Annotated in this window: 15 protein-coding genes; 4 read left to right on the top strand and 11 right to left on the bottom strand. The window is 70.1% G+C overall.

What is annotated here, in order from left to right:
* Positions 1–160: 160 nt before the first annotated feature.
* From ACZ5ZX_RS27405 to ACZ5ZX_RS27380, 6 genes are all read right to left on the bottom strand, one after another.
* Entirely contained in the window at positions 161–943 is a 783-nt protein-coding gene (locus tag ACZ5ZX_RS27405; RefSeq protein ID WP_465504836.1) for an RICIN domain-containing protein, read from the bottom strand.
* Between the two features lie 115 nt (positions 944–1,058).
* The gene (locus ACZ5ZX_RS27400; RefSeq protein ID WP_465504835.1) at positions 1,059–2,345 is read right to left on the bottom strand and encodes a DUF58 domain-containing protein; all 1,287 of its coding nucleotides are present in this window, start codon (positions 2,343–2,345) and stop codon (positions 1,059–1,061) included.
* A complete protein-coding gene (locus ACZ5ZX_RS27395; RefSeq protein ID WP_465504941.1) occupies positions 2,345–3,304 on the bottom strand; it encodes an AAA family ATPase in 960 nt (319 codons plus the stop codon). The genes ACZ5ZX_RS27400 and ACZ5ZX_RS27395 overlap by 1 nt, the downstream gene beginning before the upstream one ends.
* Positions 3,305–3,348: 44 nt before the next feature.
* Complete coding sequence (locus tag ACZ5ZX_RS27390) at positions 3,349–4,473, bottom strand: DUF4350 domain-containing protein (protein WP_465504834.1); 1,125 nt, start codon at positions 4,471–4,473, stop codon at positions 3,349–3,351.
* Positions 4,470–5,111 carry a DUF4129 domain-containing protein gene (locus ACZ5ZX_RS27385; protein WP_465504833.1) on the bottom strand — a complete coding sequence of 214 codons (642 nt, stop codon included), beginning with the start codon at positions 5,109–5,111 and terminating at the stop codon, positions 4,470–4,472. The genes ACZ5ZX_RS27390 and ACZ5ZX_RS27385 overlap by 4 nt, the downstream gene beginning before the upstream one ends.
* Positions 5,105–6,205 carry a DUF7847 domain-containing protein gene (locus ACZ5ZX_RS27380; RefSeq protein ID WP_465504832.1) on the bottom strand — a complete coding sequence of 367 codons (1,101 nt, stop codon included), beginning with the start codon at positions 6,203–6,205 and terminating at the stop codon, positions 5,105–5,107. Before ACZ5ZX_RS27380 ends, ACZ5ZX_RS27385 begins: the two co-directional genes overlap by 7 nt.
* Positions 6,206–6,422: 217 nt before the next feature.
* Between ACZ5ZX_RS27380 and ACZ5ZX_RS27375 the strand changes: the two genes are divergently transcribed.
* Positions 6,423–7,505 carry a neutral zinc metallopeptidase gene (locus tag ACZ5ZX_RS27375; RefSeq protein ID WP_465504831.1) on the top strand — a complete coding sequence of 361 codons (1,083 nt, stop codon included), beginning with the start codon at positions 6,423–6,425 and terminating at the stop codon, positions 7,503–7,505.
* 92 nt (positions 7,506–7,597) lie between these two features.
* On the opposite strand, the gene ACZ5ZX_RS27370 is transcribed toward ACZ5ZX_RS27375, so the two are convergent.
* A complete protein-coding gene (locus ACZ5ZX_RS27370) occupies positions 7,598–8,005 on the bottom strand; it encodes a hypothetical protein (RefSeq protein ID WP_465504940.1) in 408 nt (135 codons plus the stop codon).
* Positions 8,006–8,154: 149 nt separating this feature from the next.
* Positions 8,155–9,231: a potassium channel family protein gene (locus ACZ5ZX_RS27365; RefSeq protein ID WP_465504830.1), complete on the bottom strand. Its 1,077-nt coding sequence runs from the start codon at positions 9,229–9,231 to the stop codon at positions 8,155–8,157.
* Positions 9,232–9,320: 89 nt separating this feature from the next.
* On the opposite strand from ACZ5ZX_RS27365, the gene ACZ5ZX_RS27360 reads away from it, so the two are divergent.
* Complete coding sequence (locus ACZ5ZX_RS27360) at positions 9,321–9,707, top strand: DoxX family protein (RefSeq protein ID WP_465504829.1); 387 nt, start codon at positions 9,321–9,323, stop codon at positions 9,705–9,707.
* 208 nt (positions 9,708–9,915) lie between these two features.
* Here ACZ5ZX_RS27360 and ACZ5ZX_RS27355 read toward each other — a convergent pair whose 3' ends face one another.
* Both ACZ5ZX_RS27355 and ACZ5ZX_RS27350 read right to left on the bottom strand, forming a co-directional pair.
* The gene (locus ACZ5ZX_RS27355; protein WP_465504828.1) at positions 9,916–13,170 is read right to left on the bottom strand and encodes an ATP-dependent helicase; all 3,255 of its coding nucleotides are present in this window, start codon (positions 13,168–13,170) and stop codon (positions 9,916–9,918) included.
* Complete coding sequence (locus ACZ5ZX_RS27350; protein WP_465504827.1) at positions 13,167–16,391, bottom strand: ATP-dependent helicase; 3,225 nt, start codon at positions 16,389–16,391, stop codon at positions 13,167–13,169. Before ACZ5ZX_RS27350 ends, ACZ5ZX_RS27355 begins: the two co-directional genes overlap by 4 nt.
* Positions 16,392–16,445: 54 nt before the next feature.
* Here ACZ5ZX_RS27350 and ACZ5ZX_RS27345 point away from each other — a divergent pair, with 54 nt between their 5' ends.
* Positions 16,446–16,769 carry an MGMT family protein gene (locus ACZ5ZX_RS27345; RefSeq protein WP_465504826.1) on the top strand — a complete coding sequence of 108 codons (324 nt, stop codon included), beginning with the start codon at positions 16,446–16,448 and terminating at the stop codon, positions 16,767–16,769.
* Positions 16,770–16,783: 14 nt separating this feature from the next.
* Positions 16,784–17,626: a siderophore-interacting protein gene (locus ACZ5ZX_RS27340; RefSeq protein WP_465504825.1), complete on the top strand. Its 843-nt coding sequence runs from the start codon at positions 16,784–16,786 to the stop codon at positions 17,624–17,626.
* A gap of 577 nt (positions 17,627–18,203) precedes the next feature.
* Here ACZ5ZX_RS27340 and ACZ5ZX_RS27335 read toward each other — a convergent pair.
* On the bottom strand, positions 18,204–19,493 hold the full coding sequence (locus tag ACZ5ZX_RS27335; RefSeq protein WP_465504824.1) for a sensor histidine kinase: 1,290 nt from the start codon (positions 19,491–19,493) through the stop codon (positions 18,204–18,206).
* Between the last annotated feature and the right edge of the window lie 317 nt (positions 19,494–19,810).

The raw sequence follows: 19,810 nt of genomic DNA, 5'->3' as shown, positions 1-19,810 counted from the left end.
TGGACACCTGTCTCCGGAAAGGGTCTCTTGCGGACACCCGAGTCGAGGCCGGCTTCCGGCAGGGGAGCCCGGTAGCGGCCCCACCAGCCACAACGACGGCGCGTGAAGGCCCTCCCCGCGACTCAGCCCTTCACACCTTCCCCAGTACATGATGGCCCCCTTAGCAGGTGCAGCTGCCCTCGAAGGCGATGCTGTTCCCGTCCTCCAGACTCGCGCTGCCCGCGAACCGGATCTCGAACTCGCCGGGTTCGGTCAGGACGATCTTCGGGCTCGTCGCCGAACCGTCGGCACCGGTCTTCGCCGACGCGGTCTCGGCACCGCCCTCGAAGACCAGCACGTTCTTCGGCCGCGCCGCACGCACGAAGAAGTTCACCGGGACGTCGGCCGCGGGCTGGCCGTTCTCCCCGATCACCCGGACGGCGAACGGTTGCCCTGGCGACTTCGACGACAGCCGCTGGCCGTTGCCGGACAGGATCGCGAGCGTCCGCACCCCGGCGGCCCAGGTGTTGGACAGGCCGGGCAGCGAACAGACCTCCTGGTAGAGCCGCGCACCGGCGGTCGGCGCCTCCGCGGTCAGGCAGCGCGCGGTCGCCACGTTCGCCAGCAGGACCAGTCCGGGCAGCCCGGCGTTGCGGCGCCACTGCTGGTAACGGTCTTTGCCGTCGCACGCCACGAGTTTGACCCCGACGCCGTCGACGGGGCTGATCGTCGCCAGGCACTGTCCACTCGCGACATGCTTGTACGAAAGCGCCGCCTTGTCGTACACCCATTGCGCCGCGGCGTCCTTCGCGTCGGCGAGGACCGGCTTGCCGTCGGTGGCGGCCAGCGAAAGGGTTCCGCCGCCGTCCGCGAGGTAGACCGGCGTCCCGGCCGGTTGCGCCGAAGCGGGCGACACGAGGAGCACAACCGGGAGCAACGCGAAGAACAGCACGATCCTGCGCAAGCCGAACCCCAATCCTGTCGTCCTGTCGGTCTGGATCCCTTTCCGACCTAACAGGCCGTGGCGCCCGCCGCCAACCGGCACCACACCATCGGGTTCAGCCGAAGCGCACAGGACCTCAGAGTCGCCCGGCCGCCTTCAGCGCGAGATACCGGTCGGCCAGCCGCGGCGGGAGGTCCTCGGGCACGGCGTCGACGACCTCGACCCCGTGCCGCGCCAGCCGCGCGGTGACCTGACGCCGTTCGGCCAGCACCCGCTCGGCCGCGGCGGCGTCGTAGACGGCCTCCGCGTCACCACGGCCCGCCGCCATGTCGGCCACCCGCGGGTCGGCCACCGAAGCGACCACCAGCTGATGCCGCGAGGTCAGTTTGGACAGCACCGGGAACAGGCCTTCTTCGAGCGGCGCCGCGTCCAGACCGGTCAGGAGGACGACCAGCGCGCGCCGCCGGGTCCGCCGCAGCACCTCCGCGACCATCCCGCGCGCGTCGGTTTCGATGAGTGACGGTTCGAGCGGCGCCATCGCGTTCACCAAGGCGGGCAACAGTTCCGTCGAACCCTGCACCGCGGCCTGTACCTGACGGTCGTAGGCGAAGAGGTCGACGCGGTCACCCGCCCGCGCGGCGAGCACGGCCAGCAGCAGCGCGGCGTCCATCGCCGCGTCGAGCCGCGGCGCGTCCCCGACCCGGCCAGCCGAAACGCGGCCGGTGTCGAGGACAAGCACCACGTGCCGGTCGCGTTCGGGGCGCCAGGTCCGCACCATGACGTCGGACGCGCGCGCCGAGGCCCGCCAGTCGATCGAGCGGACGTCGTCGCCGATCACGTACTCGCGCAACGAGTCGAATTCCGTGCCCTGCCCACGGATCAGTACCGCGTTACGGCCGTCGAGCTGCTGCAGCCGCGCCAGCCGCGACGGCAGATGCTTACGGCTGTGGAACGGCGGCAGCACCCGCACGGTCCACGGCACCTCGTGCGAACCCTGCCGTGCCGCGAGGCCGAGCGGGCCGGTCGACCGGACGGTGATCCGGACCGCCCGCCGGTCGCCACGCCGGGTCGGCAGGAGCCGGGTGGTCACGACGTGGCGTTCGCCCGCGGGCAAGGTCAAGCGGTGCCGGTCGTCCGCGCCGGCGCTGGGCGGCCAGGCGTCCCGCAGCCACGCGCGCACCGGGCGGCCACCGGGATTGGCGACGGTAAGCGTGATCTCGCAGGCCTCCCCCAGCCGGACGGACGTCGCACCGGACCGCGCGAACCGCAGCCGCCGGACACTGCCGGCGAGCAGGAGATCCAGTGCCACCAACAGAAGAACGACCGCGGCCGCCAGCCCGATCCCGGTCCACGACGGCAGCAGGAGGCCGACCACCGGCGCCGCGAGGAGCGCCAGCAGCCCGAGCCGCCCGGTGACGGCCATCAGCGTGGGACGGGCACGGACGCGAGGACGCGGTCCAGCACACCGTCGGCGGTCGCGCCTTCGAGTTCGGCTTCGGGCCGCAGATCGAGCCGGTGCCGCAAAGACGGCCGCGCCAAGGCTTTGACGTCGTCCGGGGTGGCGTAGTCGCGGCCGGCGAGCCACGCCCACGCGCGCGTCGCGGCCAGCAGCGCGGTCGCGCCACGCGGCGAGACACCGATGCGCACGGACGGCAGCGCCCGCGTCGCCCGGCAGACGTCGACGATGTAGGCGAGCACCTCGGGGCGCACGGTGACCCCGGCGACCGCGCGCCGCGCCGCGTCGAGTTCGGCGGCCCCGGCGACCGGCTTCAGCCCGGCCGCGACCAGGTTCCTCGGGTCGAATCCTTGCGCGTGCCGGGAAAGGATGCCGAATTCGTCCTCGCGCGACGGCGTCGGCATGGTCAGTTTCAGCAGGAACCGGTCCAGCTGCGCCTCGGGAAGCGGGTAAGTGCCTTCGTATTCGACCGGGTTCTGCGTCGCGATGACGATGAACGGATCGGGCAACGGCCGGGTCTTGCCGTCGTTGGAGACCTGCCGCTCCTCCATCGCCTCCAGCAGTGCCGACTGCGTTTTCGGCGGCGTGCGGTTGATTTCGTCGGCCAGCAGCAGGTTCGTGAACACCGGGCCCTCGCGGAAGGAGAATTCGCCGCTGTGCGCGTCGTAGACGATCGAGCCGGTGATGTCGCCCGGCATGAGGTCCGGCGTGAACTGCACCCGGGTCGTCTCCAGGTCCAGCGCCGCGGCCAAGGCGCGTACCAGCAGGGTCTTCGCCACGCCGGGAACGCCTTCGAGCAGCACGTGTCCCCGGCACAGCAACGCGATGATGAGCCCGGTGACGGCCGCGTCGTTGCCGACGACGGCCTTCCCGACCTCGGCGCGCAACGCGATCAGTGCCGCCCGCGCCTCGGCCGCACCATCCACATTGGACTGGCCGGACTGTCCGGTCTGTTCGGTCTGTTCGGTACTCAAGACCGCTCCACCTCTCGTTCCACGACGTCGAGTCCGTCCGCCAGCCGCACCAGCGCGGCGTCGTCGGCGGGCGGATCCCCGTACAGCAGCGCGCCGATCTCGACCGGGGCCCGGCCGGTCCGCGCGGCGACGGATTCCACCAGTGCCGCGGGTTCGGCGTCGCGGGTCAGTCCCAGCAACGGCCGAAGCCGCGCGCGGGCCGCTTCACGCAGGGTCTCCCCGGCGTGCGCGGCGGCCTTCGCCTTGCGATACAACCGAGCCCTGCCCTCGGTGGCCTCGGCCGCGCGCACCACGACCGGGATCGGTTCGGTCACCACCGGCCCGAGCCGCCGGGAGCGCCACAGCGCCAACAGGACGACCGCGATCCCGGCCTGCAAAGCCCCGTACGACCAGCCGGCCGGGATCAGTTCGGACAGCGGTTTTTTCTCCGCTTCGAGCGACGGATCCGCCGGCGTCGGCAGGTACCAGACCAGCCGTTCGTGCTTCCCGAGCAGCCGCATGGCGAGCGCCGCGTTGCCCTCGGCCGACAACTCTTTGTTGGTCAGCAGGTCGGGAGAGCCGAGCACGGTCACCGTCGCTTGTGAACCGGGGACTTCGAGATACGAACCGCCGTAGCAATCCTGTGCTCGCGGCTGCGTGGCCGTGTACCTCAAGCCACCCATCGTCGCGCTGCCCGCGGCGACGGGATCCGCCGCCTGGCAGTCCGGGGCGCGGGTCTGGATTTCCAGCTGACCGGTCGAGCGCACCCCGGGAAGGATCTCCTCGAGCATGCCGGGACTCGGCTGCACCAGTACGACGTGCTTGGCGTTCCGCCGGATTTCGGCGAACGTGTTCTCGGGCAGGTAGGCGGGCTGGGTGATCAAGACGGTCGCGTCCCTCGCGACACCTTTGGCCGCGGCGGCGGTGCGCACGACCGGGATCTTGACGCCTTCCCGTTCCAGCAGGGTCGCCAGCGCGCGGCTGCCGCCGGGCTCGTAAGAACCCGGTTCGAGGGCGCCGGGGGTCTGCTCACCTCTGGCGAGGACCAGCAGCGTGCCGGTCAGCACGACGAGGAAGATCACCGCGAGCGGGAGCCGCACCCCGCGCCAGATCCGGCGGGCGTCGGGCGAAACCGAGGTCATCCGGCCGCCAGCGCGACGGGCCGGGAACGGCGGCAGCGATCGTCCAATTCGGACAAGGACCGGTAACCGGCCTCGGTGGCCGGTATCCCTCCATAGTGGACATCGTCGAACAACCGGGCGCCGGCGCGCAGTGCGTCGGCGACGTCCGGAAGCAACCGTCCGGCTTCGATGGCGGCCTCGTCGGCCGTCCGGCCGGACTTCTCGTCCAGCAGCGCCCGTTCCTCCAGTGACCGCACCACGGCACGGAAGATCTCCCGGACGGCGTCGTCGAAGTCGCCCCGCGCCGCGGCCTCCGCGGCCGCTTTGCGGTGTTCACCGGAAGGCTTGCGCCGCCCGGCGAAGACCGCGCGTTCCCCCTTGGCCGAGGTCGCCAAGGGACCGGACCGCAGCCGGATCACCACGAACAGCACGATCACCACGACGATCAGCACCACGACGGCGAAGATCCCACCGGGCACGGCGCTGTTGACGGTGGTGAGGAACTTCAGCAGCTTTTCGAGGACCCAGCTGAACGCCTCGGACAGCCAACTCGGCTTCGCGGCCTGGTAAGCCGGACCCGAGAGTTCCTCGGCCGCGCGCAGCCGGGCGGTGTCCCGGTCGATGTCGACCGGGACTTCGGTGAGGAAACGCGTCACCATGCCTGCGGCGGAGGCGGCGGCGTGATGCCGGCGGCACGGGCCAGTTCGATGTCCATGCCCTCGCGGCGCATCCGCTGGTCGATGTAGAGGATGACGGTGACCAGCGCGGTGAACGGCCCGACGATCGTCTGCGCGATCACGGTGCCGACCGACTGCAGGATCAGGTCACCGGTCGAGGGGATGTACACCTGCTGGGGATCGGTGAAGACGGACATGAAGGCGCCGAAGCTGAACGGCGTCGTGATGATCGACGCCAGCAACCCCGAGATCACGGCGGCCAGCAGCAGGATTCCGAAGACCCGCCAGAACATCCCCGAGACCAGCTTCACCGAACGACGGAACGCCTCGCGCACGGTGCCGCGTTCCAGGAGCAGCGCCGGACTGGCCAGCGCCCAGAAGGTGAACGGGATGATCGCGGGGATGAGACAGAAGATCGCCGCGACCAGGATCGCCAGCGTGTAGAGCACGGTCAGCCCGAGCAGCGGCAGGAGCCGCGCCGCCGCCTCCTTCACCGCCTCCTTGAAGACGACCGGCTTGCCCAGCGCGGCCTTGCCCATCAGGACGGTCAGGAAGCCGGTGAGCAGCGTCGTCCCGACCATGGTGGCGATGAGACTGATGAAGCTCACCGCCAGCGATCCGCCGAGCATGCCCAGCAGCTGGTTCATCACTTCCTGATCCGTGGCCGCCGGGCCGAGATCGCGGATCCGCTCGAGGTCCTCGGTCGTGTCGACCAGCAGCAACCCGATCAGGTCGATGGCGGCGGTGAGCACGGCGGTCACCCCGGCGGCGCCGAAGACCATCCGCCAGTACCGGCGCATGGTCGTGATCGCGCCGTCGAGGATGTCGGTCAGGTTCAGCGGGCGCAGCGGGATGACCCCTGGCCTGCCGAGCCCGACCTTCCAGTCCGGATACTGCTGCCGCGGGGGCTGATAGGACGGTGGGGGAGGCGGCGGTGCCGCCCCTGACGGGGACTGCCACTGCTGCTCCGGCGCAGGCGGTGGCGGCACTTCACCGCGCGGCGGTGTCGGTGCGTCCGCCTGCGGCTTCGGCGTCTCGGCACCTTCCGGCCCGGACGGTCCCCCGGTCTCCGTCATGCGACAACCCCTTACCCGTTCGCGTGGCTTACGCACACTCTTCCAGAGGGTCCGACACCCAGCCAGAGCTGGGGTGACGACACTGATGGGTGACCGCTCGCCTCACCATGGATACCCTCTGCAGCGAGCAATGGGAGGGTGCGCCGTTAGCTCGTTATGCTGAACATTCGGGCCGGGTACCCCCGGTTCGCCCCTAGGACCACCCGGGACCGACTTGATGACGCAACCGCCCCACGGCCAGTGGCCGCCACGCGGCGCCGTCCAGCCACCGCCGGTGCACGGCCAGCCCCCTGCCCCGTGGCAAGGCGCGCCACACCAGTTCCCGACGCCGCCGCGCCGGTCGGCCGGCGCGATCATCGGGATCTGCCTCGGCGCGGTCGCCGTACTGGTCCTCGGTCTGGTGGCGATCGTTTCACTCAATCGTGACGACAACGATCACGTAGCGAACGCGGGCTACCAGAACTCCCCCGGCCCGACTTCCCCGGCCGCCCTGCCGCCGAGCGGGTCGTCGTCGCCTTCGTCCTCGCCGGATCCGTTCCCGACGTCGCCGTCCAGGGCGCCGTCCACTTCGAACGGGCCGCAGAAGATCCTCAAACTCGCGGACCACCCGATGCTCCAGGATCCGAACGCCGGCCTGCAGAACCGCGTCTGCACGCTGCCGCAGTGGCAGAGCAGCCAGCAGGCGGCGGAGGCGTTCTTCACCGCGGCGGGCAAATGCCTCGACAACGCGTGGGGCCCCTTCCTCGAGGCCTACCGCCTGCCGTTCACCCCGCCCGCCCTGCACTTCCCGACCGGCGCCAGCTTCGAGACCGAATGCGGCACGATCCAGGTGGGCATCGCGACGGCGGCCTACTACTGCGAGAACAACCTCTACGTGCCGTTCCGGGGTCTGCAGACCGACCAGTACGGCAACAATCCCGGCGTCTACCTCGCGCTTTTCGCCCACGAGTACGGGCATCACGTGCAGGAGGTCGCCGGGCTGATGGACGCGGCCTGGCAGAAGATCTACGACGCCGGCCAGAACAGCCCGGCCGGGCTGGAGATGTCGCGGCGGAAGGAACTGCAGGCGCAGTGCTTCTCCGGGATGTTCCTCGGCGCGCATGTCGACCAGGGCGGCACGGTCAGCCGGGACATGTACAACAAGGCCTGGAACGACCAGGAGACCCGGGGCGACAACACCTCACGCAGCCAGGACCACGGGACGAACGCGCATTACGCGTCCTGGTGGCGGGCCGGTGCGAGCAACAACCGGATCGCCGACTGCAACACCTTCTCGGCTCCGGCCAGCGCCGTCTCCTGACGCCTCGCAGGCCAAGGTGCGATGCGTGACCGTGTGGATTTTGTTGCGTTAGACGAAGCAAAATCCACACGCTCCTGACCAGGCCAGTCCGGTCACGCGGGCGCGAGCCGCCGCGGCCCACGCAGGACGAGGAAGACGTACATCCCGCCGGCGAAGCAGCTGAACACCAGCAGTGCCAGCCCGAGCGGACGCCGCGCGTCGCTCGCTCCGGTCGCCGCGTCGGCCGCGTGCACCGGGACAGTGGCACCTGTGGCGCCGTCGGGGACGACGACCTCGACCCGCTCGCCCTTGCCGTGCCCACAGGCGTTGAGCGAGCCTTCCCTGGGCTGGCCGCCGAATTCGAACTTGACGGTCTCGGTGGCGCCGCTGCCCGTACAGGGCGCGGGCTGGACGACCTCGGCCCTCACGGTCGTCCCCGGAGTTTCGTTCGTGATGCCGAACAGACCAGGCCCGGCGAGCCAGGCCAGAAAGATCACCAGCAGGCCGGCACCGGCCGCCACGGCCAGGGAGTTCCACCCCGGGGTGAGCCCTCTGGCGGGGTCCGATCGCTTGCGCACGATCGCCATGCTCCCAGAACCGGGCGGCAAAACACAGCGAACCCTCCCGGCTGCGAAGGTGATACCAAAGGTCCCCCGCTACCGCCGAGGGGTCAGCGTTCGATGGTCTCCGCGGCCGTCACCTTGCGGACGTACAGCAGCTTGTCGCCCGGCTCGATCGCGTCGGCCTGCGGAGCGTCCACGCGGTACAGGACGCCGCCGCGGACGAGGCCGAGCACGATGTCCGACAGATGCCGCGGCGAGCCCCCCTCTTCGGACGGTTCCACCGGGCGTTCGGCGATCGCGAGGCCGGACTCGGGGGTCAGCAGGTCCTCGACCATGTCGACCACCAGCGGCGACGACGTCGCCATACCGAGCAAGCGGCCTGCCGTCTCGCTCGACACCACGACCTGGTTCGCGCCCGACTGCTTCAGCAGGTGGACGTTCTCCGCCTCCCGCACCGAGGCCACGATGTGGGCTTTCGGCGCCAGTTCGCGCGCGGTCAGCGTGACCAGTACCGCGGTGTCGTCCCGGTTCGGGGCGACGACGACGGCCTTGGCCCGCTGGACACCGGCGACCCGCAGCACGTCGGCGCGGGTGGCCGAGCCGTGCACGGTCACCAGGCCGAGCGAAGTGGCCGCTTCGAGGGCCTGCTGCTCGGTGTCGACGACGACGATGTGGTCGGGCTCGACGTTCTCGTCCCCGAGCAGCGCGTTGACCGCCGACCGGCCCTTCGTGCCGAATCCGACGACGACCGTGTGGTCACGCACCTTCGTCCTCCACTTTTGGATCTTGAAAGCCTGGCGGGAGCGCTCGGTGAGCACTTCCAGGGTGGTACCGACCAGGACGATGAGGAAGAGCACCCGCAGCGGGGTGATCACCAGGACGTTCACCAGCCGCGCGGACGACGTCGCGGGCGCGATGTCACCGTACCCCGTGGTCGAGAGCGACACCGTCGCGTAATAGAGGCTGTCGAGGAGGCTGAGCCCGTCGCCGTTGGCGTCGCGGTAGCCGTCCCGGTCGAAGTAGACGATCAGGACGGTCGCGAGCAGGGCGAGCATCGCGCCGATGATCCGTTTGAGGATCGACCGCAGCGGGCTGACCGTCAGTTCCGGCATCCGGATCACGCCGACGAGCTCGTGGTCCGGGCGGTCGCTCAGCCGGACCGGGAAACGCTTGAGAACCCTCATGCACAGGCTCCGGCCTGGTCCGCGTCACTCACGGTCGCCGAGGATAGCCGAAGATCCTCGCCTTCAGCGCGGTATGCGAAGCTCAGGGCATGTCTTCGGAATCCAAGCCGTCGCAGCGGCCCGCGTATTTCCTCGCCGGCCTCCTCGGCGCGGCGGGCGTCCTGCACTTCCTCCAGCCCAAACCGTTCGACGCCATCATCCCGAAGCAGCTTCCCGGTTCGCCTCGCGCGTGGACCTACGGTTCGGGTGTCGCCGAACTGGGGGTCGCCGCCGCGATCGCCGCGCCGAAAACGCGCCGTCTCGGCGGGCTCGCGGCCGCGCTGCTGTTCGTCGTGGTCTTGCCGGGGAACGTCAAGATGGCCGTGGACGCCGATCGCCGAAAGGCGCCGAAGCATTGGCGAGCGGCTTTCTGGGCCCGCGTTCCGCTTCAGATCCCGCTCGTGACCTGGGCGCTGAAGGTCCGCGACCGCGCCTGACCCGCATTTCGTCCTCTGAATGCGATCTTGGGCGAGCGTGGCGGGTTCGCATGCGCCGGTGGCGGAGCTTGAGTCGGGGTGGGGTCGTGAGTGCCAAATAGGGTTAGAACCCTCATTGCCACTCACGACCTTGACCGGCCTGTCGGTGTACTGACCAGCGTTTATGCGACTTTGCCGGGCGCCTGACCCGCGTCCAGAGGACGAAACGCTAGATCGTCGGGACGCTCCGCAGCAGGTCTCGCAAGCCTTCGGCGTCCAGCAGATCCGCCGGGCGGACGGTCTTGTCGTGTTTCACATAGTGGAAGGCCGCCCGCACCTTTTCCACTGGCACCTTTTTCAGTGCCGCCCACGCCAGCCGGTACGCCGCGAGCTGCACGGCCAGCGGCGCGAGCCGCTCCTTTTCCGGCACCGCCCCGGTCTTCCAGTCGACGACGGTCCAGCCGCCGTCGGCGTCCGCGAACACGGCGTCCATCCGCCCGCGCACGGTCACGCCCACGACGTCGGCCGAGAACGGGACCTCGACCGCGTGCGGCACCCGGTTCGCCCACTCGCTCTTCTCGAACGCCGTCTGCAGCGCCTCCAGCTCGGAATCCGGCGCCTCGCCGACGTCCGCCGCACCAGGCAGATCGTCGATCTCCAGCAGCTGTTCGCCGCCGAACCGCTGCTCCAGCCAGCCGTGGAACGCCGTCCCCCGGCGCGCGTAAGTGTTGGGGCGCACCGGAAGCGGCCGCCGCAGCCGCCTCGCCAGCGCGGCGGGGTCCGCCGACAGTTCGACCAGCTGGCTCACCGAGAGATGCGGCGGCAGCACGACCTGCTGGACGCGGTTCTGCGCTCGTGCGCGCTCTTCGAGCAGCACCTTGGTGTCGGAGATCCAGCCGTCCGGATCCTCCTCTTCCTCGACGTCCCCTTCTTCGGCGTTTTCCATGGCATCGAGCACCATGTCGACGCCATTGGTGACACCCTCACGCCGCGGCCACAGCGGATCGACCGGCCACCGCGAGCGGCGGGAGTCGGCGACCAGGGGGTTCTCCTCGTCACCCTCGGGCTCGTCGGCCCAATGCTCGATCCGGCCGACCGAGTTCGCCCGCATCACCTCGCCGATTTCGAGCAGGAACTCCGAAGGCCCCTTCGGCCGCGCGCTGCTCTCGTTCCACCAGTGCCCGGAAACGAGCAGCGTGTGCTCGGAACGGGTCAGCGCGACGTAGCAGAGCCGCCGCTCCTCATCCGCCTCTCGTGCCACGAAACCTTCTTCGTGCAGTTCCAAGGCTTCCTGGACTTCTTTGCGGTCATAGCCCTCGGAGATCCGCAGCTCCGGCAGGTCCTCGGAGTCGCCGCGCAGCGCGGCCGGAAGCGAAGTCGACGTCCGCAGCCACGACGACGAACGCCGCCTGCCGGGGAAGACCTCCTTGACCAGATGCGGAACCGCGACGATGCGCCATTCCAGCCCCTTGGCCGAGTGCACGGTCAGCACCTGCACCCGGTCCGGGACGACCTCCACCTCGCCGGGGGTAAGCCCGTCTTCCGCGTGCGCGGCGGTGTTCAGGTAGTCCACAAAGGACAAAAGAGTGGCCGTCGGCGAGGTCTCGGCGAAATCGGAGACGACGTCGGCGAAGGCGTCGAGGTGCGCGCGGCCCGCCGGTCCGGGACGGGCCAGCGACTCGACGTCGAGCAGCATCGTGCGTTCCACGTCGGCGACCAGTTCGGGCAGCGACTGGTCGAGACGGCGGCGCAAGGCCGAAAGCTCGGCGCCCACGCGCCGGATCCGCCGGTACCCTTCCGGTGAATACCGTTCCGGCGTACCGGGATCGTCGATGGCGTCGATGAGGCCAGCCTGCTCGACCCGTTCGGTCACCAGCACTGGTTCGTCCACATCGGACTTCGCCGAGGGCTCCGGCGAGGAGAGTTCGCCCGCGCGACGCCACAACGCCGCGAGATCGGCCGCCGCGATCCGCCACCGCGCCCCGGTCAGCAAGCGCGCGGCGGCGCTGCCCGCGAGCGGGTCGGCGAGTACGCGCAACGTGCTGACCAGGTCCGCGACCTCGGGTTCGTCGAGCAGGCCGCCGAGTCCGACGACCTCCACCGGCAGCCCGCGGGCCCGCATTTCGGCCGCGATCGGCGCCATGTCGGCGCGGCGCCGGACCAGCACCGCCGCCGTGGGCGGTTTCCCGGTCTCCTCCATGGTTTCGAACCAGCGCTTCGCCACCGCGTCGGCGACCCATTCGCGTTCGGCACGGACGTCCGGCAGCAACGCGGAGGCGATGTCGGCGGTACCCGCGCCCTCCAGCGCGCGCAGCCGCGCGACACCGAGACCTCGCTCCCGCAACGGTTCCGAGATCGCGTTGGCCAGTTCCAGCACCTCGGGTGGATTACGGAAACTGGTCAGCAACCCGAAATCGAGTGCCGGGACGAGCCGTTCGCCGTTGTCGCGCGGGAAGTCCGTGGTGAACCTCGGCAGGTTGGCCGCGCTCGCCCCGCGCCAGCCGTAGATGGCCTGCGCCGGATCGCCCACCGCCGTCACCGGCATCGGCGGATGTTCGACACCGCCGAACAGCGACCGCAGCAGGATGCGCTGGGCGTGACCGGTGTCCTGGTACTCGTCGAGCAGCACCGCGCCGTATCGCTCGCGCTCCCCCGCGACCACCGCCGGATAGCTGCTGGCGAGCTGCGCGGCCAGCGACATCTGGTCGGCGAAGTCGAGCGCGCCCTCGGCCCGTTTCCGCGCGTGGTACGCCTCGACCAGCGGCAGGAGCGCGAGCCGGAACCGTTGCGCCGTCATGACTTCGGCCAGTTTCTGCGGCAGCGCGGCGCGTTGCCCCTTGGCCCGAGGCGCGTTCTCGATGACCTCGCACAGCCACGACGTGTACTGCGCGAGCCGTTCGGGTTCGACCAGATGCTCGCCCAGTTCCCCGGCCAGCGCCAGCAACTGCGCCGTCACCGTGGAGGGCACGCGATCGGTGTCGAGGTCATTGTCCCAAGTGGACACCACACGATGCGAGAACTGCCACGAAGACGTCTCCGAAAGCAGCCGGACACCGGGCTGGACCGGCAACCGCAGCCCGTGTTCGGACAGCAACCGGCCGGCGTACGCGTGATAGGTGAGCACCGTCGGTTCCCCGGCGGTCACCGTCATGCGCAGGTCACCGGTCGGATCGATCCGGTCGAGCAGCCCCGATCCGACGAGACGGCGCAACCGGGTGCGGACGCGTTCACCGAGCTGCCGGGCGGCCTTGCGGGTGAAGGTCAGGCCGAGCACGCGTTCCGGCGGTACGACACTGTTGGCCACCAGCCACACGACGCGCGCGGCCATCGTCTCGGTCTTGCCCGCACCGGCACCCGCGACCACCAGGGACGGCTCGATGGGCGCGGCGATGACCTCGGCCTGTTCGTCGGTCGGGCTGTGCAGGCCGAGCGCGCGGGCGATCTCGCCCGGTTCGACCTGACGGCGCTGAAGATCGGAGATCAAGGGCCGGTCACCTGCCTGCCCTCGGGCCGCAGCGGACAGCAACCCCTTGCCGGGCAACGATCACAGTCCGGGTTCTCGGTGACCCCGTACTCCGGGCCGGTGGCCGATCCGGCCGCCGAGCGCACCAGTTCGAGCCACTGCTTGCCGCCGTCCTCGTCCAGCGGCGCCTGTTCACGCTGGGTGGAGCCGGTCTTGTTGTTGGACTTCGCGACGTAGACCAGCCGCGCGCCACCGGGTTTCGAGCCGCCCTCGACCGCGCCGAGCAGCACGGCCAGCTGGTACGCGGCCAGCTGCGGATGCTGTTCGGCGTCCGAGGCCGAGATCGGGACCTTGCCGGTCTTGATGTCGATGACGACCGGGCGGCCGTCCTTGTCCATCTCCACCCGGTCGACGCGGCCGCGCAGCAGCACGCGGACGTCGCTGTTCTCCGCGTCGCCGACCGGGAGTTCGACCTCGATGTCCTGCTCGACGCCTGCTTCGATCAGTTCCTTGCGGCTGGTTTCCAGCCAGGAGATGAAGTTCCGCAGCATCTGCTCGACCCGCGAGCGCTCGCGGCGCGAGAACCACGGCGCCCCCGCGTCGACGCGCACCCACGCCTCGTCGAGCGCCGCGCGGATCTGCTCGTCACTGCTCCCGCCCGCGACCGCCTGCGCGAGCCCGTGCACCAGGGTGCCGGTGACGGCGGCCAGTTGCGCCGGATCGCTGCCGCCGTGGCGTTCGATCAGCCACCGCAGCGGGCATTTGACCAGAACCTCCACAGTGGACGGTGAGATCCGGATGAGATCGCCCGGTTTGTGCACGGGCTCAGCGGTCGACGGTTCGAGGAGGCCGTACCAGGTGCCCGGATGCGCTCCCGGCACTCCGGCGGCCGCCAGTTTCGCGAGCTGACGGGCCGCGCGCTGCCGCCTTTCGGGCTCACACGCCTCATCGCAGACGACCTCGCGCAGTTCGCCGACGAGTTCGGCGAGCACCAGCGACCGCTCGGCCGGTTTCATCCGCGAGTCGAGTCCGCCGTCGTCCGCGCCGTTCTCCTCCAGATCGTCGATGAACCGCGAGGGCTGCTCGTCCTCCCCCGCGACCGCGCTGACCAGCAACGTCTTCCGCGCCCGGCTCGCGGCGAGGTAGAACAGGCGCCGCTCTTCGGCGAGGATCGGCGCGGTGGCGGACACCTTCTCGTCGTCGACGCCGGACATGAGGTCCACCAGCCGCTCGACGCCGAGCACGGAACCGCGCAGCCGCAGATCCGGCCAGCTGCCCTCCTGGACCCCGGCGACCGACACGACCGTCCACTCGCGACCGGCGGCCGCGTGCGCGGTGAGCAGCGAAACGCCTTCGCTCTTCATGGCCGCGGGCGCCAGCGTGTCACCGGCGATGTTCTGCGCGGACAGGTAATCCGCGAACGAGGCGACACTCGACTTCGGCAATCTGTCGACATAGCGACCGGCCGCGTCGAAGAGCGCGACGATCGCGTCGAGATCCCGATCCGCCTGCGAGCCCAGTGAACCGCCGCGATCGACCAGCCGCAGGAATCGCTGCTCCAGACCGCTGGCCTGCCACAGCTCCCACAGCACCTGCTCGACGCCGTCGCCCCGCACCACGGCTTGGTGTGCCGCGTGCAGCAGGCCGCCGACGCGGCGCATCGGCTGGGCTTCGGCCTCCGCCAAGCCGGTGAGGACGTCGTTGGTACGCAAGGCTTCCACCAGCAGCTCGTCGCTGGACCGCTGTCCGCCCCCGGCGAGTTCCAACCTGCGCAGGCCGCGACGCAGCCGTCGCAGCGCGAGCGGATCCGCGCCACCCAAGGGCGACGACAACAACATCTCGGCGAGGTCGACGTCGAGCAGTTCCGGATCGGCGGCGAGCCGCAGCATCGCCAGCAACGGCCGGACCGCGGGCTGTTTCGCGAGCGGCAGTTCCTCGGTCGCCGAACCGATCGGCACCCCGGCCGCACGCAAAGCACGTTGCAGGACAAGGAAAGTCCGGGCGGGAGACCGGACAAGCACCGCCATCTCCGACCACGGCACTCCGTCGACGAGATGCGCGCGGCGCAGCTGATCGGCGATCCAGCTCGCCTCGGCGGCCGGGGTCGGCATCAGGCGGACACGGACGGCGCCACCCTCGGCGTCCGGCGCGTCCACGAGTTTGCGCTGCGGCGCCGAACCGGGCAGCACGGAGCCGAGTTTCGTGACCGCGGTGCGGATCACCGGGGCATGCCGATGCGCGGTGGTCAGCAGGACCGTGCGCTCGCCGTCTTCGTCCGCGTCGGCGAACAGCCGGGGATCCGCGCCGCGGAAGGAGAACACGGACTGATCCGGATCGCCCGCGACGACGAACTCGTCGGCGGCGTGCCCGATGAGCCGGATGAGCTGGGTCTGCAGCGGGTCGAGATGCTGCGCGTCGTCGACGAACAGGTGCCGGATCCGGCGTTGTTCGCGTTCACGCAGTTCTTCGTCGTCCTCCAGCGCCAGCAGCGCGGAAGTGACCAGTTCCGCCGCGTCCAGCGCGGGCGCGCTCGCGACGCCGAGCGCGTTGCCGCCCGCCCCCTGCAGCAGCGTGACCTCTTCGTACTGGCTCCAGAAGCGTCCGGCCGCGATCCATTCGTCGCGGCCGCGCCGCCTGCCGAGTTCGACCAGATCCTCCGGGCCCAGCCCGCGTTCGGCGGCGCGGAGCAGGAGATCCCGCAGTTCCTCGGCGAAACCGGGCACGTTCAGCGCAGGGCGCAGCTGCTCCGGCCAGTCGAGCGCGCCCGCTTCGAGGTCGCCGGCGAGCAGTTCGCGGACGACAACGTCTTGTTCGGCTCCGGCCAGCAGCCGGGGCGGCGGGAGATCGTCGGCCTGGGCCTCCATCCGCAACAGCGCGTAGGCGTACGAGTGCACCGTGCGCACGAGCGGCTCGCGGATCGTGCGGGGCAGCGGATCCTCTTCCGGATCGGTGGTGAGCCGGTGGGTGATGTCGGCACGCAGGACGTCGGCCGCCTTGCGGGAGGTGGTCAGGATGAGCACGCTCGCCGGATCCGCGCCCTCGGCGATGCGCCGCGAGGCCGCCGACGCCAGCAACGCCGTCTTGCCCGTGCCGGGGCCGCCGAGGACCCGGCGGAAGCCGTCGGGGGCGGCCAGCAGGCGGCGGGCGCCGGAATCCCACTGGAAGGACGGCGTGCCGGTGACCGGCGTGCGGACCAGCCGCGCGTCGGTTCCTGCCGCTGTTCGCCGCCCGTTCACGCCCACGATGGAACCACGCCCCGCCGACACAACCTCGCAGCGGCACGGCAAAGTGGTCCCATGGATGACGAACTGCACGAGCGGGTGCGCGAGGTCATCGCGAGCGTGCCCGCCGGCTCGGTCGCGACTTATGGGGATATAGCGTCGGTTTCGGGTGCGCCGTCACCGCGGCTGGTCGGGCGGATCCTCGGCGAGGACGGCCACGACCTGCCTTGGCACCGCATTCTGCGCGCCGACGGGACACCGGCGCCGCATCTGGTCCAGGAACAGCTGGAACGACTGCGCGCGGAGGGCGTCCTGGCCGACGGACAGCGCGTCGACCTGCGAAAATACCGATGGCAGCGTGATCCCGGCGACGACGCTGGTCCCGGAGCTCTATTTTAGGTTAGCCTCGCCTAATGAGTTTTATCGAGGCGGAGGTGACCGCTGTCCGTCGGCTCACCCCCCATATGAGCAGGGTGACCTTCTCGGGGGCGTCGCTGGTGGACCAGGCACCCGATCAGTACCTGAAGGTGTTCTTCCCGCAGCCCGGCCAGGCCGAGCCCGTGCTGCCCGCGCCGCTGAACGGCGACGAGGTGCTTTCCTGGTACCGGACCTACCTCGCGATGCCCGACGACGTCCGCCCGCCGATGCGCACCTACACCGTGCGCGCACTGCGGCCGTCGGCACGGGAGATCGACATCGACTTCGTGCTGCACGGCGACGAAGGCCCCGCCTCGGCGTGGGCCGCGCGCGCTTCGGAGGGCGACAAGGTCGCGTTCCTGGGCCCGCACGGCCTCTACGAGGTGCCTTCGGACACCACCTGGCAGTTACTGGTCGGTGACGAGACCGCGATCCCGGCGATCGGCGCGATCGTCGAGGCACTGCCCGCCGGGGCCAGGGCGGTGGTCTACGTCGAGATCGGCGACCGCGAGGACCGGCAGGTCTTCGAGACGAAGGGGGCCGTCGAGCTGCACTGGGTGGTGCGCGGCTCTGGTCCTGTCGGCTCTGGTCCTGTCGGCGACGCGGTGCTCGAAGCCGTGCGGAAGGCCGACCTGCCGGGCGGGACGCCGTACGCGTGGATTTCGGGCGAAGCGAACATGGTGAAGCTGACGCGGCGGCATCTCGTGCGGGAGCGCGGAATCGACAAGCGGGCGATCTGTTTCACCGGGTACTGGCGACAGGGGCTGAGCGAAGAGGCGGCCGGACGGGAAACGATGCGGCAGATCGAGAACGGTGAGGTTCCGGCCGAGGAGGACTGAACCCTCGCGAGTAGTAAGTGTCGTTAGAGCGAACCTTCTCGCCATCATGTAATGGGCTTGCGCGTGAAGGACCCCTTCCCTCGACTGAGCCGAGGGAAGGGGTCCTTCACGCGCTCCCGGTGTGACAGGTGGTGCCGTTGAGGCTTGTGACGGCCTTCCGGGGCGGGTGAGGGGAACTTTAAGGGACTCTGAGTCCCTCAAGGAGTCCTTCACGGCCCTGCCGCTACGGACTCACGCGCCGTAGGTACCGCAAACACCCTTGGCCAGAACCGTCATACCACTCACGAGACGGTCAGTGCGGCAATGCCGGTCCCCACTCGGCATGGGCTTGCCCGGTCCTGATGCGCGTGAAACCGACACCGCGGAAGTCACCTTCGGTTCCGACACGGAGTCCGTGAAGGCCTCCTTCACTACCTTCAGGGTAGGGAAGGAGGCCTTCACGGACTTTGTGATCGCCGCATGCGGCCCGCAAGCATCAGCAGTCACACCAGCTGCGCGTGAAGGACCCCTTCCCTCGACTGAGCCGAGGGAAGGGGTCCTTCACGCGCTCCCCAGTAAGACGCTGCCGGCAGCCGTCTCAGTGCGGCACCCAGAGCGTCACCCTGGTCCCGCGCCCCGGATGCGAGTCGATCGTCCCCCGCCCGCCGACCTCCGCCAGCCGCGCCATGATCGACTGGCTGATCCCGAAGCCCGGCGGCCGGTCCAGCATGCTGAAGCCGGTCCCCTGATCCCGCGCGATGACCGCGATGCCGCCTTCGCGCTCTTCGACGCGAAGCACGACCTGCTTGGTCCCGGCGTGCTTCACGGTGTTTCGGAGTGCTTCGCGAACGGCGTCGCGGATGGCGGTCCGGCGTGCGTGCGAGAGGCGGTAGTCCTCCTCGGTCTCGGCCGCGACGAGCTGGGTGCGGAGGCCGTCGCGCGCCATTTCGGTGGCGACCTCGGCGAGATCCGCCGCGAGGCCGCGAGCCGACGGCGCTTCTGGGCCGGTGAGTTCGCGCCGCAGTTCGGCGGCCTGCGCCCGCGCCGTCGCGCGCATCTCCGCGAGCCGTCGCACGGCCGCGGAATCGTCGTCGGGCGCCTCCATGCCCATCGCTTCCAACGTCTGCAGCACGGAGTCGTGCATGACCCGCCGGGTCCGCAGCCGCTCGGCGCGCTGACCGCGACGCATCCCGATCCCCAGCGCGAACCGTGTCCCGACGCCGAGCAGGATCAGGATCCCCGCCGTGGTCACCATCGCCACGAGAAGCGCGACCATGCAACCCACCGAACGGCTCACCGCGAGGGGGTCGTCGAGCGGAAGGCCGCCGATCCAGGTCAGGAACAGGCGGAACGGCAAGGCCCCGAGCACCACCAGGAAAGCGGCGGGCAGCCCGAACGACAACGTCCACAACGCCACCGTGCCGACCAGCCAAGTCCACGCGACATCGACGGCGAACGGCTGGATGTCGGCAGGCGCGGTGGCGGCCACGACCGACGCGAGCACCACGCCCACCGCGAGATCGGCGTACATCAGCCGTCCGGACGTCTTCGCCCGGATGCCGCGGCCCCGCACTACCCACCAGACGGCGAAGACGTTCAGCAACACCGCCAAGATCGTCGTGCTCAGCACCGGCACGATTCCGGCCGAGCCGTTCGCGACCAGGAAACCGAGGTACACCTTGGGAAAGGCCGCCACGCGGTAGAAGATCGGGCCGAGCGAGGAATAGCGGATCGCGCGCGTCAGCAGCGAATCCGCGGAATCCTCGCGATAGCGCCAATCGGGCACGGAATCGGGGTCGGGTGCTTCATCGGGCGGGCTGGCACCCAGCACCGAAGATCCCCGTCGCAACATGGCGCGCACGAAGGTGACCGATTGCGACTCGGACATCCGCCGCCCTCCCGTGCGTCCGGTATGTCGAGCCTGGCAAAGGGGATCACCCCCGTCAAGACGGCCGAATGCGCCCGCCTCGTGCTTGGCGGTTCTGTTCGAGGGGCAGGGCAAGGGTGGCTCGGTCCGTGAGGCAGGGCGAGCCGTCGAGCGTGTCAATGAAGGATTTGGGACGTTGAGTGTCCCAAATCCTTCATAGACAGCGGGGATCGCCACCGGTTCAGAGGCTGATCAAGGGCACCTCACTCAGGTCCCCGGTACGGGTGCGAGACCTCCACCAGTAGGTCAACAAGTCAGTGCTCGCCAAGGAGGCCTTC

Source organism: Amycolatopsis sp. NPDC033938, assembly GCF_055575975.1.
Note: the sequence above shows the minus strand (reverse complement) of the source record. Positions and strands in the feature narration are given on the sequence as shown.